The organism is Agathobaculum sp. NTUH-O15-33 (assembly GCF_033193315.1).
GTDB classification, from domain to species: domain Bacteria; phylum Bacillota; class Clostridia; order Oscillospirales; family Butyricicoccaceae; genus Agathobaculum; species Agathobaculum faecihominis_A.
The window spans coordinates 1,802,423-1,818,799 of record NZ_CP136187.1 but is presented as its reverse complement, the minus strand read 5'-3'; the positions used below and the strand labels follow the sequence as shown (position 1 = coordinate 1,818,799).

Annotated in this window: 13 protein-coding genes and 2 pseudogenes; 5 read left to right on the top strand and 10 right to left on the bottom strand. The window is 56.9% G+C overall.

Annotation, left to right across the window (positions count from 1 at the left end):
* Positions 1 to 12 precede the first annotated feature (12 nt).
* From RWV98_RS09210 to RWV98_RS09195, 4 genes are all read right to left on the bottom strand, one after another.
* The gene (locus RWV98_RS09210) at positions 13 to 453 is read right to left on the bottom strand and encodes a DUF2975 domain-containing protein (RefSeq protein WP_317865410.1); all 441 of its coding nucleotides are present in this window, start codon (positions 451 to 453) and stop codon (positions 13 to 15) included.
* Between the two features lie 155 nt (positions 454 to 608).
* Positions 609 to 2,768 carry a hypothetical protein gene (locus RWV98_RS09205; protein WP_317865408.1) on the bottom strand — a complete coding sequence of 720 codons (2,160 nt, stop codon included), beginning with the start codon at positions 2,766 to 2,768 and terminating at the stop codon, positions 609 to 611.
* Positions 2,743 to 3,642: an ABC transporter ATP-binding protein gene (locus RWV98_RS09200; protein WP_280960426.1), complete on the bottom strand. Its 900-nt coding sequence runs from the start codon at positions 3,640 to 3,642 to the stop codon at positions 2,743 to 2,745. The genes RWV98_RS09205 and RWV98_RS09200 overlap by 26 nt, the downstream gene beginning before the upstream one ends.
* Positions 3,639 to 4,010 (bottom strand): GntR family transcriptional regulator, encoded by a 372-nt coding sequence (locus tag RWV98_RS09195; RefSeq protein WP_280960425.1) that lies wholly within the window; start codon positions 4,008 to 4,010, stop codon positions 3,639 to 3,641. The genes RWV98_RS09200 and RWV98_RS09195 overlap by 4 nt, the downstream gene beginning before the upstream one ends.
* A 144-nt stretch (positions 4,011 to 4,154) precedes the next feature.
* On the opposite strand from RWV98_RS09195, the gene ung reads away from it, so the two are divergent.
* Positions 4,155 to 4,829, top strand: a complete 675-nt coding sequence (ung, locus tag RWV98_RS09190) for a uracil-DNA glycosylase (protein WP_317865406.1) — start codon at positions 4,155 to 4,157, stop codon at positions 4,827 to 4,829.
* A 39-nt stretch (positions 4,830 to 4,868) separates the two neighbouring features.
* Here ung and RWV98_RS09185 read toward each other — a convergent pair whose 3' ends face one another.
* Complete coding sequence (locus tag RWV98_RS09185) at positions 4,869 to 5,405, bottom strand: HdeD family acid-resistance protein (protein ID WP_280960423.1); 537 nt, start codon at positions 5,403 to 5,405, stop codon at positions 4,869 to 4,871.
* Positions 5,406 to 5,447: 42 nt separating this feature from the next.
* A complete protein-coding gene (locus RWV98_RS09180; RefSeq protein ID WP_280960422.1) occupies positions 5,448 to 5,789 on the bottom strand; it encodes a phenylpyruvate tautomerase MIF-related protein in 342 nt (113 codons plus the stop codon).
* A 187-nt stretch (positions 5,790 to 5,976) separates the two neighbouring features.
* Here RWV98_RS09180 and RWV98_RS09175 point away from each other — a divergent pair, with 187 nt between their 5' ends.
* The 3 genes and pseudogenes from RWV98_RS09175 (at position 5,977) to RWV98_RS09165 (ending at position 8,773) form a co-directional block, all read left to right on the top strand.
* On the top strand, positions 5,977 to 6,942 hold the full coding sequence (locus RWV98_RS09175) for an alpha/beta fold hydrolase (protein ID WP_280960421.1): 966 nt from the start codon (positions 5,977 to 5,979) through the stop codon (positions 6,940 to 6,942).
* Between the two features lie 177 nt (positions 6,943 to 7,119).
* Positions 7,120 to 8,439 (top strand): hypothetical protein, encoded by a 1,320-nt coding sequence (locus RWV98_RS09170; RefSeq protein WP_317865402.1) that lies wholly within the window; start codon positions 7,120 to 7,122, stop codon positions 8,437 to 8,439.
* 18 nt (positions 8,440 to 8,457) lie between these two features.
* A pseudogene (locus tag RWV98_RS09165) lies at positions 8,458 to 8,773 on the top strand (YbjQ family protein).
* Positions 8,774 to 9,099: 326 nt separating this feature from the next.
* Here RWV98_RS09165 and RWV98_RS09160 read toward each other — a convergent pair.
* The 4 genes from RWV98_RS09160 to rpe all read right to left on the bottom strand — a co-directional run bounded on the left by RWV98_RS09160 (position 9,100) and on the right by rpe (position 12,201).
* Positions 9,100 to 9,618, bottom strand: a complete 519-nt coding sequence (locus RWV98_RS09160; RefSeq protein ID WP_317865400.1) for a methyltransferase family protein — start codon at positions 9,616 to 9,618, stop codon at positions 9,100 to 9,102.
* A gap of 4 nt (positions 9,619 to 9,622) precedes the next feature.
* Positions 9,623 to 10,234, bottom strand: a complete 612-nt coding sequence (locus tag RWV98_RS09155) for an HAD family hydrolase (protein ID WP_280960418.1) — start codon at positions 10,232 to 10,234, stop codon at positions 9,623 to 9,625.
* Positions 10,231 to 11,211, bottom strand: coding sequence for an ROK family protein (locus RWV98_RS09150; protein WP_317865397.1), 981 nt, complete (start codon positions 11,209 to 11,211; stop codon positions 10,231 to 10,233). Before RWV98_RS09150 ends, RWV98_RS09155 begins: the two co-directional genes overlap by 4 nt.
* Positions 11,212 to 11,517: 306 nt before the next feature.
* Positions 11,518 to 12,201, bottom strand: coding sequence for a ribulose-phosphate 3-epimerase (gene rpe, locus RWV98_RS09145; protein WP_317865396.1), 684 nt, complete (start codon positions 12,199 to 12,201; stop codon positions 11,518 to 11,520).
* A 278-nt stretch (positions 12,202 to 12,479) separates the two neighbouring features.
* Between rpe and RWV98_RS09140 the strand changes: the two are divergent.
* Positions 12,480 to 16,210 (top strand): annotated as a pseudogene (locus tag RWV98_RS09140) (phosphoribosylformylglycinamidine synthase).
* The last annotated feature ends 167 nt before the right edge of the window (positions 16,211 to 16,377 follow it).

The following is a 16,377-nucleotide window of genomic DNA, read 5'->3' as shown; positions in this document are numbered from 1 at the left end:
GCAATTCCTTTCTCAAATTGTAAAATCGTTTTCGGCCTTGATCGCCACCGCTTCGGCAATGACGTTTTTGACCACGCGCAGGATCAGGCCGACGAACGCCGCCATGGCCGACAGCGCGAAAAACAGGAAATCGTAAAACCCGCTCGCAAATAGAACCGCCGCCGCGCCGATGCAGCACCACGAGATCGCGCGCAGACAGCGCACGTTCGTTTGAACGAACACCTCTCCCCTGCCGATATTGCGCAGGAGCCGGTGCAGCTGCCACAGCACCGCGGCGGCAAAAGGCGCCGAGCAATAGATGCTGGCCAAATAAAACGGCATTAAATAGGCGTGGTAGCCCAGCCGCCAACCCAGCAGCTTGGGTGCAAAAATGCAGACGGCGACAAGCGCCGCGAAAAACAGGATAACGCTCACGCGGGACAACACAAGGCTTTTGTCCTTCGTCCAGTTCATGCGATTTCCTCCCTTGATGTTTACTAGGATCATCATACCATACGGCTTGTTGTATTGCAAGTATTATTTATCGTTTTTCGATAAATAATTGTTGATATGCAAAAAGGAGAACTCCCTTTCGGGGAGTTCTCCTGCTTTTGATCTAAACGGACGTGTTACCAAGGCAGCGCGGGTTCGGCGGCGATTTCGCCGTCCATTTGCAAGTTATCCTCCGGTTGCGCCGCCTTCGCCGCGGCGCTGTATGCTTCGATCAGCGCCGTGGGCGTTTTACCGAGCGGGTAATACAGGGTATAGCTGTCGGAGCCATGCTTGCTGTATGCGATTACACGTACGCCCGCCTGTTTGTCAAATGCGTTTTCGTAGGCCTCTTCGCCCCACATTCTGAATACATCACAGTTGACCGCGTCCTTCATCAGCTGGGCGATGTCGACCGCGTCTGTCACCTCGGCCGACCAGCTTTCATCGCCCAGCGGCGCGATCTCAATGGATCGCACATCCTCAACCGTAAGGGACTGCGGCGTTACGCCGCTGAACTCTTTGATCAGCGCCAGCGTTTTCGTATCCGCTCGGGTGACAAGCGCGCCGCCCTCTTCCTGCAGATAGGATCTGCCGTCGTCCCACTTTTTCTGATAGCCCAGATTCAAACGCAGCGCGGGTACCGCCGTATCCGGCCGTGTGAGCGCTTCTTCGCGCAGGGTGTCAAGGATCTGCCGCACCTGTCCTTCATCATAAATGATACCCTGCGATTCATAGCCTTGCTCGTTTATAATTTCGATCGCGGCCTTTTCTTCGCCGGTATCCCCCTTGGGATCAAAGGTGAACAACGTCCATTTGCAGTGCTTGTATTCCTCAGAAGAGGTGATCTGCCGCTGCAACATATCCAGTTCCTCTGTCATCGGAATGGTATAGGCACGGCTGACGATGCGTCCGCTCTTGAGGCGGTACGTAACCGTCACATATTCAAATCTCGGTTCCATTTTCTCGTCATATGTCGCCTGCGGAGCATTTTCCACCGGAGGAACGGAGGCGGTCGCTTCAACACCCATTTCCGCAATTCGGAGAACGGTGCGAATATTCTCCGGTGATTGCAGCATCGGAGCGGAACCGTTATCCAAATCAACTGCCGCGACCTTATTTTCCGACGGCAGATAGCGGTCGTAGCCAAGCACATCGGCGCGCAGAAGCAGGCAGCCGCCGATCAACACCGCCAGAATCACAATCAAATGAACCGGCTTTTTGAAGATCGCGTGGAAATCGAACGCATAGATGATCTCGACCAAAAAGTGAAACAGCACCGCGCCGATGAGCAGCCCCGGCCAGAACCAGAACCCGCCGGACATCGTCTCAAACAACAGACCGGCCGCCAAGCCCATCATCAGACACATCACGCTCTTGAGCGGCGCCTTAAGCGGTTCAAACGCAAGGGCCATGCCCGCGCGCTCACTTTTGCGGATGCGGTAGAGGTACAGGCACAACAGCGTGACCGCCACGGCCGCAAGCAGGTACACCACATGAAGCGCGCCGGCGGATAGCTGCACCATATCAATATTGCTGGTCACATACTCCAGACCGTTGAACTCAAACATCTGTAAAACAGGAGATAGACGCAGCATTTGTATACCGTCCATATAGGTAGAAGCATAGGTATCAAAAAACATTCTGCACAGACCGTTTTTCAATAGAACAGCCACTACGGGGCCGAACAGTATCCAGAGCAGGAGCAATAACGAAATAATCGTGTTGCCGCACAAAATCGCCGCCAAGGCCGAAAGCGCATAGGTGAGCAGAAATACGACCAGCATGCTAAGCGCCGCCCCGCCAATATAGCTCCACTGGACCGCCTCTCCAAAGCCCATGGCGTAGGTGCAACCGATCGTCAGCGCCAGCACAATCAGATAGACCGGCGCCACGCACAAAATGCCGACCGAAAAACGGCCCAAAAACTGCCGCGTGCGGGAAATCGGCAGCGCGTGATAAAAATCGACCCGCTGGCGCGAATGCAGGTAGATATACGCCGCCACACCGCATACCACTGCCAAAACGATAAACATCAGCTTAAGCAGCGGGTTGTTGCCGCCGATCATCGCCCCAACTGCATTTATATCGCTCTTCCAATAGTGCGCCGCATTCACCTCCGGCCCCAGCAGTCCCTCCGCGATCTGCTTTTGCCGTTCCAGCGCACGCTGCATCAGCATCAATACAGGCAGGGTAAGCGTCATTAAAAATCCAAGGGTGGAAAGGACAACGCACCAGAGGTTCCGGCGCAGGCCGTCGCGCAGGAGCGCGCCCTCAGAAAAGGAGTGTTTTGATGTCATATCCAGCCACCTCCGTTTCATTGATAAATATCTCTTCCAGCGTCAGCGGGAGCAGCTCGAAGAAAGTCGGGTCCATCCCCGCGACGCGGGCTTGCAGCTCTTCGCGCCCACCGCGCGCGGTCAGCGTATACAGCGAACCCCGCTGGTCGAGGTGCAGCACGTTGATTCCCTCCCACGCATCCTTTTCCGGCGGCGTGCGGAACACGATCTGCATTTTAAACATGCCAAGCTTCATTTCGTCCAGATCGCGGGAGAACAGAATGCCGCCGCGGTGCAGTAAACCCACATGATCGCAGATATCCTCCAGTTCGCGCAGGTTATGGCTGGCGATCACAGGCGTTAGGCCGCGTTCGGCCACATCCTCCGCGAACAGGCTTTTGACCGCCTGCCGCACGACCGGGTCAAGGCCGTCAAAGGTTTCATCGCAAAATAAGTAGTCCGCTCCGGCGCATACGCCGCAAATGACAGACACCTGCTTTTTCATACCCTTAGAAAAGGTACGGATCTTGCGGGTCTCGTCTATGGCAAAGGCGTGTATCAGCTTTTGATAGCGCGCCTCGTCGAAACGCGGATAGTATTTCTTATAAAAGTCCTTGATCTCCGCCGGCGTGCCGTTCGGAAAAAAGAACTGTTCATCGGAAATGAAAAAGCAGCGCTGCTTTAAGGCCACATTTTCAAAGATTGCGGCGCCGTCGATCTCCACCGTGCCTTCATCCGGCGCCAAAATACCGGCCAGCATGCGCAGGAACGTGCTTTTGCCGGCGCCGTTGGAACCGATCAGGCCAAAAACCGAAGCGTCCCTTATTTCGGCGTCCACATGGTCAAGCGCGGTCAGTCCGCCAAAATGCTTGGTGGCGTTTTTCGCCGTTATCATCGTTTGTTCTCCCCTTTCGTCTGTATCCAGCTGTTCAGCCGCGCGTCGTCCGCGCCAAGATCGCGCGCCACCGCTACAAGCGAGCGCACCTCACGTTCGATCTCGCTCAGCCTGCGTTCCCGCAGCGCGGAAAAATCGCCCGATACAAAATTGCCCCTTCCCTTCGCGGCATAGACCACGCCGCGCTGCTCCAACTCGCTGTACGCACGCTGGATCGTATTCGGGTTAATGGAAAGCTCGGTAGCCAGCTGGCGCACGCTGGGCAGTTGACTGTCCGGCGCCAACACGCCGCGCAGCACGAGCTGCTCGATCTCATCCGCCACTTGCTCATAAAGCGGCCGGGCGTCCCGGTAATCGATCTGTATCACGAGCGCGCCTCCTTTCTTCTCACTGTATCATCTGTACTATTTGTGTTAGTACACTTCAAATATACCCGCTTCCTCCCGTCTTGTCAATAGCTTTTTTCGCGCGCCTGTGCTATAATGGCAAAAAACACTTGGGGTGAACATGAAATGGTGCATATCGGAAACGAATGGGACGACCTGCTCGCGGACGAATTCGAGCAGGAGTATTATAAGAAAATACGCTATTTCTTGAAGAAGGAATATGCGGAACAGACGATTTTCCCGCCTATGAGCGATATTTTCAACGCGCTGCGCTATACCTCTTTTTCGGATGTGAAGGCCGTGCTGCTCGGACAGGATCCCTATCACGGACCGGGTCAGGCGCATGGGCTGTGCTTTTCGGTAAAAGAAGGCGTACAGCCGCCGCCGAGCCTGCAAAACATTTTTAAGGAACTGCACGACGATCTGGGTTTTGACGCGCCGCCGAACGGCACGCTGACCAAATGGGCCAAACAAGGCGTATTGCTTTTAAACACCGTGCTTACCGTGCGGCAGGGCTTTGCCAACAGCCACAAAAATTTGGGCTGGACCACCTTTACCGATCATGTGATTCAGCGGCTGAACGAACGCGAAAAGCCGGTGGTCTTTCTGCTATGGGGCGCGGGCGCCCGTTCCAAAAAGCCGCTCATCACCGCGCCGCAGCATCTAATTCTGGAGTGCGCGCACCCCTCTCCCCTCTCTGCGTTCAACGGTTTTTTCGGGTGCAAGCATTTTTCCAAATGCAATGCGTTTCTAGAACAAAACGGCATGGAACCGATCGATTGGAATCTCAATACGCCGTAACAAAAACCGCCGCGAGGATTGTCCCCGCGGCGGTTTTCGTTACTTTTTGTACATATCGCTGATGAAGAGGCAGCGCATGATCGCGAGCAGCCCCTGCGCGATCAGGACAACCGCTACGAGCACGGCGATCGCGACCGCCGCGACGAGCGGCTTGATAAAGGTAGCGACGCCGAGCGCCGCCAAAATAATACCGATCACCAACGACCAGCCCCATGCCATGGAGCCGAACCTTCGGAGAATGGAGGCGTTGACCAGCTTGGTAAGCCCTGAGATCACCGCCCAGACCGCAAAGATAAACGGCAATAGCGAAGTCGCGATCCAGCGGTTACATAGAAACGCCAGACCGATCAAAACATCGACCAATCCATCCGCCAAAAACCAGCCGGATGCAAGATACGCGCGGCGGCGCGTTACATAAACGATCAAATTCGCGCCGCCGGATACCAGCAGCGCCAGCCCCATCATAAACGCGATGGAGACCAGCGTGGCGTCCGGATGGATGATAAAATAAACGCCTGTTACAACCAGAAACAAACCGGCGGCGCCCCACAAAGCGCGGCTGACTGAATCCTTCACAGAAATCCCTCCCCGCTGTCCTTAGTGTGTGATAAACGCTGTTTACTTCATCGAGCCCAGCGTGCCCCAGTTTTCAAATTCGCTGTAGGTAAGGTATACCGCGTCCTTCGGCAAGCCCACGGTCTGCTCCAGCAGCTGGAACACCGCTTCGGTGAATCTCTTTTTGCTTTCAAATTCCGCGGCGCGGTAGCACTTTACATCCACATAGGCCAGTTCCCGCTGCACGCCCGCCAAATACATGGCGTGCCCGTCCGCGATGTCCACCATCAGCCGGCTTTCGTCCTTGCCGGGAATGAGCGCGATACGCTCGCCAAGGCCCGATTTCAGTTCATCCTTTTGCTCCTGCGACAGCGCGCAGGAGGTGCGAATTGCAATATACGGCATAATTTAAGCGCCTCTTTCCTTATATTTCTTTCATTATAGCACGCTTTCCGTCACCCGGCAAGCCTGTGTCCAGCTTGGTACAGTTTTGAACGCTTTGTTAACTTTGTACATTTTACAGCACAAACGGCCGAAAATGTGATATGATATTGCCAGCAAATTATCACCCGTCGGATCGGAAGTGTATTTTATGAATATCAAGTGTACCCAAAATATTTTCCGCAGCGCCAACGGTGTGTCCAACGTCACCTATTACATCCTTGTACCCGAAGGCGTCACGGTGAACGGGATCGTCCAAATCTCACACGGCATGTGTGAGTATTTTTCTCGTTATACCGCCTTTGCAAAGTATCTTTGCAGCCTCGGCTTTATCGTTTGCGGGAATGACCATATCGGACACGGCGCATCAGTCTCCCGCCCGGGCGAACTCGGCTTTTTTGCCACAAAGGACGGCTGGCGGTATCTTGTACGCGATGTGCAGCAGTTGACCGACCTGATGCAGGGCCGCTACCCCGACCTGCCCTATTTTCTTTTGGGGCATTCAATGGGCTCGCTGATCGCCCGCCTGTACCTGACCGAATACGGAGAGCGGCTTTCCGGCTGTATCCTATCCGGCACCATCGGTCCCAACCCCGCGGCGGCCACCTGCGCCCATCTGGCCGATTCCATCGCCCGCTCGCGCGGCATGACCTACCGAAGCGGCTTTCTCTCAGGCCTGACCTACAAGGGCTATAACCGCCGCATCAAGGACGCGCACAGCGTTTTTGACTGGCTTTCCAGAGATGAGGACGTCGTCGCCCTATACGAATCCGATGCCAAATGCAATTTTGTCTTTACCGCGACCGGTTTCCGCGATTTATACACGCTGTGCTTTAAAGCGAACGCCGCGCATACGTTCCGCGCCACGCCCCGCTCGCTGCCGCTGCTTTTCCTCGCAGGCGACGGCGACCCGGTCGGCAAATACGGGGACGGCGTGCGCCGTGTCGTCGGCCTGTATCGCGGCGCCGGCGTGCGGGGTATCGATGTGATCTTTTACAAGGACGCCCGCCACGAAATTTTAAACGAGCTGAACCGGCTTGATGTATATGGCGATATCTCACGCTGGCTGGAAAACCGGCTTGCCGGTGAGACCGCACCCGAAGAAGCTGCAAACTGACCCTATTTCCGCGCCGCTTTCCCCAAGCGGCGCTTTTCCTTTGTAATTTCTTCCAAAGTTACCGTCCCAATTTCTGCAAATCTGTACAACCGCTCTCTGTTTTTCGCGCGCAAAACGATTTATAATATAAAAGGAGACAAGAGGATTTAAAAAAACATCCGCTGGAGGTGCTTTGCAATGTACGATGCTTATCTCGACGATTTGCTTCATGTGGACAGCTATGGCTGTATCTTCATGTACGCCACCCACAAGGATCTGACCACCGCGCCGCGCCATATCATCCGCATGACCGAACCGGTCGACCCGCGTGTGCTGCTGGCCGCTGTGCGACAGGCGCTCGAGCGCTACCCGCAGTTTGCGCTGGGCTTGACGCGCGGCGACACGAAATACGCCTACCGCCTGCTGACCAAGCCGCCGGTCGTGCTGCCCATGGAGGATATTTCGCCCTACTACATTGGTTCAGACGATACGAACGGTTATTTGTTCCTTTGCGGCTACAAGGAAAGCACGATCTATCTGGAATACCAGCACTGTACATCGGACGGGCGCGGGTTCGACGCTTTTATCCGCACCATTCTGTTTTATTATCTGCGCGGCATGGGGCATGACGTGGTAAACGACGGCTCGATCCGCACCAAGGAGACCGCGTTTACCCCCAGCGATTGCGAGGACGGCTATCTGCGCCTGCGCGGCATGCCCCAATCGGACGCCGAGCATCACGAAGACGTGCCCGCCTTCCATATGCCCGAGTACGACTCGTCGAGCGACGAGGACGAGCTGACCACCGAGCTGACGCTTTCCCTGCCGAAAGTATTGCACTACACCAAGGAAAACGGCGTTACGCCCATGACCTTTTTGATGACCGCGCTTTCTATGGGCATGTACCGCACCTATTACGAAGGCACTGACCGCAAGGAGCCCATCATCGCCGAGATCCCGATGGACCTGCGCGCCTATGTGAAAACAACGACGACGCGTTTCTTTGTATCCCTGCTCGATCTGCCCTTTTTCTACGATTATTTTAGCCTGCCGTTTCTGGAAGCGTGTCAGGCCTGCAAGGCGTATTTTGATACGCAGCGCCATTTACCGCACGCCGTTTACTGGGCGCTGAAAAACGCGAACCGTGTGGCGAGCTCGCACAAGAGCGACATGCCGATCGATGAAAAAGAGCAAATGATGCGCCAGCAGGCGCGCGATTACATACGCCGCGACAGCTTTATCCTTACCAACATCGGCGCTTTTAAGGTGCCGCCCGAGATGGAAGCGCTAATCGACGATTATTCCGCCATTCTGCCATGCGCCTTCCAGCCCTTCGGCGTGCTGGTCAGCTCGTACAAGGATGTGCTGAAGGTCTCGCTCTCTCAGCGGGATTTCAATTATAAGCTTGTTGAAAATGTGCGCGCCGTGCTGCGCGAGATCGGCTTTGAGACCGACGCGATGCCCTACACCTACCACGTAACCCGCTACGACGGCATGCATTTAGCGAAAGACGAATAAAAGAAAGAAGGTTTTATGATGCTGCTCACCACCACCGAGACCCTGCCGGGTACGAAATTCACGATTTTAGGGTTAGTACGCGGCAGCACCGTACAGTGCAAAAACTTTGGACATGATTTCATGTCGGGCCTGAAAAAATCTAGTCGGCGGCGAGATGGAATCCTATACCGAGCTGATGAACGAATCCCGCGACATCGCCACCGAACGAATGACCGCGCAGGCCGAACGCATGTGTGCGGACGCGATCGTCGGCGTGCGTTACCTTTCCTCCGAGATCGCGCCCGGCGCGGCCGAAGTGATGGCCTATGGCACAGCGGTAAAATTTGAAAACTAAATGACGGATAAACAAATAATGCCTGTTGCACTATAAGCAATAGGCATTATTCAGACTGTCAAAAAACTATTTTTGACAGTCTGTCGATCGAAACAAAGCCCCATTTCGATCGAAAATTCCGGCTTCTGCGCGCGCCTTACAGGCACACTTGAAGTCGGTTTGTATAAAAACCGAGATACATGCTCCCGGTTTTTATGGATTTTGCCGCATGCGGTAAAATCTATTTTATGCGCGCTGCGGCGCGGGGGGGCTTTGACAAACTGAATAATGCCTGTTGCACTATAAGCAGCAGGCATTATTTTTATTGCAAACTTATTCTAGCTTTTTTAAAGATACCGCCGTACTTTAGCCATGTACTGTAGATACGCTTTTCCGTATTGCTGCACGCACCAGCGTTCTTCCGACTGAATGATCCAGTGCGCCGATATTTGAAATAGAAGCACCAAAACAAACAGAAGAAGCGATCGCGTCAACAGCGCGCAGCCGATGAAAAACACGAAATACGCAACGTACATGGGGTTGCGGGACAGCCTATAAAGTCCGTTTTTGTGAAACCCGTTTTCCACAGGAGCTGCAAAATTCACAACCGACACCGCAAGCAGCAGCAAACCTACCGCATACATGGTCAGCCCTGTGGCGAATATCCACGTTGGAATGCATTTGACCGAAAGGAAAAGTAGATAGAGTACGATCGCCGCATTGGAAATTGGGTAAATCCAATAGGCCGCTCTTTCTGTTTCCAGCAGCGGCGCAAAGTAGGCGGCGCGCTTCACCGCATCCTGACTGAGTCGGGATAAAAGCCCGAACCGTATCAGAAAAAAAGGCAGCAATAAAAAAACGCCCATGCGGTCACAGCTTTAAGATTTCGGACGGATGGCTCAGCTTATGATCCGCATCCAACGCGTCCGCTTCCTCGCAGCCCCAGAGCGCAAGGCCCGCCGTCACGCCGGCCGATCTGGCGCACGCCATATCATACCGGCTGTCCCCGATATAAACGGCTTCTTCGGCCGTGCCGCCCAAACGGCGCAGGCACTCGTGCAGCTCGTCCGGCGCGGGCTTAGGGTGGGCGACCTCGTCCGCGCAGACAACTGTATCAAAGTATTTTTCAAGGCCGAGCGGCTGAAAGCCCGCTTCGTATTGCGCGCGGGTGCGCGCCGTCACGATGCCGAGCTTCGCGCCCCGCGCCCGCAGCGCGCAAAGGGTTTCAATCACGCCTTCATACGGACTGATCTTATCCAGTTCCGCGTAGGCCAGCTGTTCCCACCGCGCGATCGTGCCCTCGATATCGGGCACCTGCAAAATGCGCAGCGCTTCCCGCCCCGGCATGCCAAAGGAGAAGCGCAGCTCCTCGAGTGTGTACTCCCTGCCCTGCTCGCGCAGCACCGTTTGGATGGCGTACTGGTCCACCTGCACGGTGTCGATCAGCGTACCGTCAATATCAAAAGCAAAGATTCGTTTCATAGTTTCTCCTCGGTCAGTCCGGCGGCAAGTTCGAACAATCCCTGTTCATAGTCGCTGTAAAAATCCCCGGAAAGAATCAGCTCCGGAACGGCCTGCGGCGGCAGCGTCTTTTCGCAGGCGCTGCGGATTCGTTCCAGCTTCCCCTCCAGCAGCGCATCCCGGTAAAGGACGACGCGGTCCGGGTTGACCAGCGCCGCGTACGCGCGGATGACTTGCAAATAGTATGCCACCATATCCACGCCCGCAAAGTGCGTTTTGGCATATTCCAGATTGTTTTTGATGGGCAGATAATGCAGCTCGCCCGCAAATTCGTTCGCGCCGCTCCAAACCCGGCCATCCAGCGCAAGGCTGGAGCCGATGCCGGTCGGCCCCAGATAAATACAGGCCACGGCGCGCGGTTTCTTTTTGCTTCGCGCGACGTGGCCGAGCGCCACCGCGTGCATATCGCGCTGCACCACGGCGGGCAGGCCCAGTTTTTCCTGTAAAAACGCTGCGAGGCTCACGCCCCGCAGCTCGGTCCGGCCAAACGTTTCGGTGACCGTGCCGCTTTTCAGCGTGCCGGACAGGCCGAAAGCGGCGGCGCCAAGCCGCGGGTAACGCGCCCGCACACACGTTAGCAGTGTGCTGATCGCTTGTAGGGTATCTCCCTTGCAGGCGGTTTCCTGCTCTTCGATCCGTCTGCCGTCCAAATCGCTGACAAACCAGTGCAGCGTATCGGTTTCCAGCCGCAAACAAAGAAACAGCCGGTATTCCGGGTCAAGCGCCACTTGCATGGCGCATCGGCCGCCTGTGGACGTGCCCGCGCCAAGCTCCCGCACCTCGCCTGTCCGCACCAGTCCGTCTACAATGCGGCTGACCGTGGGAAAGCTCAGTCCGGTTAAACGGGCCAATTCATTTTTTCCAAAACGCTCGCCGCCGCGCAGCGCGCGGCGAAGCAGCCGGGTGTTTTCCTGTTTTAGTTTTCCGGCGTCCGCCATGCAAGCACCTCTTATTTACAAAGTTTTTAATAGTACTTTAATTTCTATGTTTACTATACCGCAGACGCGCTATCTTGTCAAGCAAAAAAAGGGCTGTAAAAAAAACTGTTACAAAATAGAAGAGTACCAAATGTCATTCTGAACGAAGTGAAGAATCTCGCGCGTTCCCAGCGTAAATTCCGCGTGTTCGCACGAGATTCTTCGTCGCTTCGCTCCTCAGAATGACAAAATTGGTAGCATTCTTCGCTTTGCAACAGTTTTCTATTCATTTGTGGGAACTTATTTTGCTGCTTCTCGTATGACGATTTACTTGCTCCAGCCCGCCTTGGCGGCGCCTTGCTCAAACACGTCATGGAACGCCTTGACATTACCGGCAATATCGCCGCCGAACACGGCGGAACCGGCGACGATCACATCCGCGCCCGCCGCGACGATATCGGCGGTATTGGATAGCTTTGCGCCGCCGTCGATCTCCAACTCGCACGCATAGCCGTTTTTCTGAATTTCCGCGCGGACGGCCTTGATCTTATCCATACATTCCGGGATAAAGCCCTGCCCGCCAAAGCCCGGCTCCACGGTCATAATCAGCACCATATCGCAGTGCGGCAGCAGCGGGAACAGCACGGTAGCATCGGTACCGGGCTTGATCGTGCAAGCCGCCTTCACGCCCGCGGCGCGGATCTTTTTGAGCTGCTCCAGCGTATCGCCGTTCGATTCGTAATGCACGGTGATGATATCGGAGCCCGCGGCGATAAAATCATCTAAGTACTGATCGGGGTCGGAGATCATCAGGTGCACGTCGAGCACCTTGTCGGTCGCCTTACGCAGCGCTTTGACGACCGGCGCGCCAATCGTAATATTGGGCACAAAGTGACCGTCCATAACGTCCACGTGGACATATTCCGCGCCCGCGTCGGTCGCGACCTTGATATCCCGCGCGAGGTTGGCGAAATCCGCCGAAAGGATGGACGGCGATAATTTGATTTCCATATTTTATATTCCTCCTGTGACCGCGCGGCCTTGCGCGGCATAATTTGATGGTAAGCGGCTCCCGGCGTCCGGCCGGCTCCGGGCCGCTTTTTTTAGATACGGGAGCGGCGCGCGGGGCGGTATCGTCCCGCGCCCGCTCCCCTTTGACTTTATTATACACGTTTTCTTCATAATTTCAAAGGAATTTGTCTGCCTCACCGATTGATTTATAGAGGAAAAGCAGGTAGAATAAATATATTAGCGAAATTTGAGTTTTTATGATGAGAGGACTAAAGAATATGAGCGTTTTTCGTTGCTATTCCGAAAAAAAGCCCGGGTTTGATGTGGAAGCGCGCGGCCTGTGCCAGAGCCTGCGCGACCTTCTAGGCATTGAGCGGCTGACGCACGTGCGCACCCTGTGCCGGTACGATGTCGAGGGCCTTGCGCCGCAGCACTACGAACGCGCCAAGCGCATCGTCTTTTCCGAACCCATGGCCGATCTGTGCTTTGACGAAGACTTCGCGCGGCCGGAGGGCCCGCACACGATCCTTGCCGCTGAGCCGCTGCCCGGCCAGTTTGACCAGCGCGCGGATTCCTGCGCCCAGTGTATCCAGCTGCTGACCGGCGGCGACCGACCGCGCGTCGCGGCGGCAAAGGTCTATGTGCTGGAAGGCGCGCTCACGGCTGACGATCTCGACAAGATCCGCGGCTATCTCATCAACCCGGTCGACGCCCGCGAGGCTTCGATGGACAAGCCGGAAACGCTTTTTGTCGAATACGCGATCCCCTCTTCGGTCGCCTCGGTCACCGGCTTTACGCATATGGACGAAAACGACCTGCGCGACCTGCTGTCCGGCATGGGCCTTGCCATGGATCTGGACGATCTGAAATTCCTGCAAAGCTACTTTGCAAACGAGGAAAAGCGCGACCCGACCATCACCGAGGTGCGCATGGTCGATACCTATTGGTCGGATCACTGCCGCCACACCACCTTCCTGACCGAGATCGACGGCGTTCAGATCGACGATCCGATGGTGCAGCAGGCGTTTGACCGCTACCTTGCCGCCCGTGTCGAGGTGTACGGCGAGGAAAAGGCGAGCAAGCGCCCGGTCACGCTGATGGATATCGCCACCGCCGCGGCCAAGGTGCTGAAAAAGCGCGGCTACCTCAAAAATCTGGACGAGTCCGAAGAGATCAACGCCTGTTCGATCCGCGTCAAGGCGTTGGTGGACCAGCACTTCGAGGACTGGCTGCTGATGTTCAAAAACGAGACCCACAACCACCCGACCGAGATCGAGCCCTTCGGCGGTGCGGCCACCTGTCTGGGCGGCGCGATCCGCGACCCGCTCTCCGGCCGTTCCTACGTTTATCAGGCCATGCGCGTGACCGGCGCGGGCGATCCGACCGTGCCCCTTTCCGACACCCTTGCCCATAAGCTGCCCCAGCGCAAGCTGTGCCAGACGGCGGCGGCGGGTTATTCGTCCTACGGCAACCAGATCGGCCTTGCCACCGGTCTTGTGCATGAGATTTATCACCCCGGCTACGTTGCCAAGCGTATGGAGATCGGCGCGGTCGTGGGCGCGGCGCCGGCGGAAAACGTCGTGCGCGAAGTGCCCGATCCGGGCGATATCGTCATCCTGCTCGGCGGCAAAACCGGCCGCGACGGCTGCGGCGGCGCGACCGGCTCCTCCAAAAGCACACCGACCAGTCGCTCGAATCCTGCGGCGCGGAAGTGCAGAAGGGCAACCCGCCCGAGGAACGCAAAATCCAGCGCCTGTTCCGCAACGGCGAGGTCACCCGCATGATTCGCCGCTGCAACGATTTTGGCGCGGGCGGCGTATCGGTTGCCATCGGCGAGCTGGCCGACGGCCTTGACATCGATCTGGACAAGGTGCCCAAGAAGTATGACGGTCTGGACGGCACCGAGCTTGCGATCTCCGAATCGCAGGAACGCATGGCCGTCGTCGTCGCGCCTGAAAATGCGGATAAATTTATCGCAGAAGCCGCGAAGGAAAATATCGAGGCGGTCGTCGTCGCGACCGTGACCGATCGAAACCGTCTGCGCATGACGTGGAACGGCGTGATGATTGCCGATGTTTCGCGCGATTTCCTTAATACAAACGGTTGCGCCAAGCATGTAACGGCCGAGATCGCCCCCCTGCCCGCGCCTTCCATCGAGTGCGCGCCCGCGGGCGACACCATGCGCGACAAGCTGCTTGCGCACGCCGCAACGCTCGGCATTTGTCTGGAGCGCGGCCTTGTCGAGCGGTTTGACGGTTCGATCGGCGCCAACTCCGTCTTTATGCCCTTTGGCGGCAAATATCAGCTAACGCCCACGCAGGTCATGGCCGCCACGCTGCCCGCGCAGTCGGGTCAGTGCGCGACCGCCTCTGTCATGGCGTTCGGCTTTGATCCTTATTTCACCGCTGAAAATCCCTTCCTCGGCGCTTCGTGCGCGGTCATTGAATCGGTGGCCAAGCTCGTCGCGGCGGGCTGCGATTACGAGACCGCCTATCTCACCTTCCAAGAGTATTTTGAGCGTTTGGGACGCGATCCGAAGCGCTTCGGCAAGCCGCTTTCCGCCCTGCTCGGCGCGTATAACGCGCAGGAGGAGCTGTGCCTCGCGGCCATCGGCGGCAAGGATTCCATGTCCGGCTCGTTTGACGAGATGGACGTGCCCCCCACGCTTGTTTCCTTCGCGATCGCGCCGCAGGACGCGGGCCGGCTGATCTCGCCCGAATTCAAGGCCGCCGGGCATCCGGTCTACCTGCTTGACGCTTCCTACCTGCCGGACGGCTCGCCCGATTACGCGACGATCATGCAGATGTGGAACGAAGCCGCCGATCTGATCGCTTCCGGCAAGGCGGTTTCCGCTTGGGCGCTATCCGTGGGCGGCGTGGCCGAGGGCGTGTGCAAGATGGCGCTCGGCAACCGCGTCGGCTTTGCGTTTGACGAGGGCTTCCCGGCGGAAGCGCTGTTCCTGAAAAACTTCGGCGGCATCCTGCTCGAAGCGACCGAGCCGCTGCCCGCCTGCTGGCTGGTCGGCCATACGACGGGCGACGAAGCGGTCTGCGCCTTTGGCGAGCGGGTATCGCTTGACGAATTGACCGCCGCCTTTGAGGGCAAACTGGAAAGCGTGTTTGCGACCAAGGCGCCCGCCGAGGATGAACACCTTCAAGCCGTATCTTTCGCTGCGCGCGGCGCCGCGGCGCCCGCCATCAAAACGGCGAAGCCGCTTGCGGTCATTCCGGTCTTCCCCGGCACCAACTGTGAGTACGACACCGCGCGCGCCGTGGAAAACGCGGGCGGCGCGGCGGAGGTCATCGTCGTGCGCAACTATTCGCCCGCTGCGCTCGCCGAGTCGGCCGAGCAGCTGGAGCAGGCGATCCGCCGCGCGCAGATGGTCATTCTGCCGGGCGGCTTCTCGGGCGGCGACGAACCCGACGGCTCGGGCAAGTTCATCGCCTCTTTCCTGCGCGGCCCCGGCATCGAGGATGGTATCCACGAGCTGCTCCACCGCCGCGACGGCCTGATGCTCGGCATCTGCAACGGCTTCCAAGCGCTCATCAAGCTCGGCCTTGTGCCTTACGGCGAGATTCGCAGCGAAATGACGCCGGACGATCCGACGCTTACCTTTAATCTAATCGGCCGCCACCAGTCGCGTTATGTGAACACGCGCGTGGCTTCGGTCAAGTCGCCTTGGCTGTCCTCCTGCGAGGTGGGCGAAATGCACGCGATCGCCGTTTCCCACGGCGAGGGCCGCTTTGTCGCGCCGCAGCATGTAATCGATGAGCTGATCGCAAACGGACAGGTCGCGCTTCAGTACGTCGATGCGATGGGCAAGCCCTCCATGGACATCGCATGGAACCCGAACGGTTCGATGTGCGCGATTGAAGGCATTACCAGCCCGGATGGCCGCGTGCTGGGCAAGATGGGCCACACCGAACGCTACAGCCCGTTTGTCGGCCGCAACATTTACGGCAACAAGTATCAGCCGATCTTTGAAAACGGCGTAAAATACTTTAAGTAAAGAGAGAGGCTATAAAAAAACTGTTGCAAAATAGAAGAGTACCCACATGTCATTCTGAACGAAGTGAAGAATCTCGCGCGAACGCGCGTTCCCAGCATAAATTTCGCGCGTTCGCGCGAGATTCGCACTCATTAAAATGCCACCAAGCGGCAGATTAAGGATAGCAG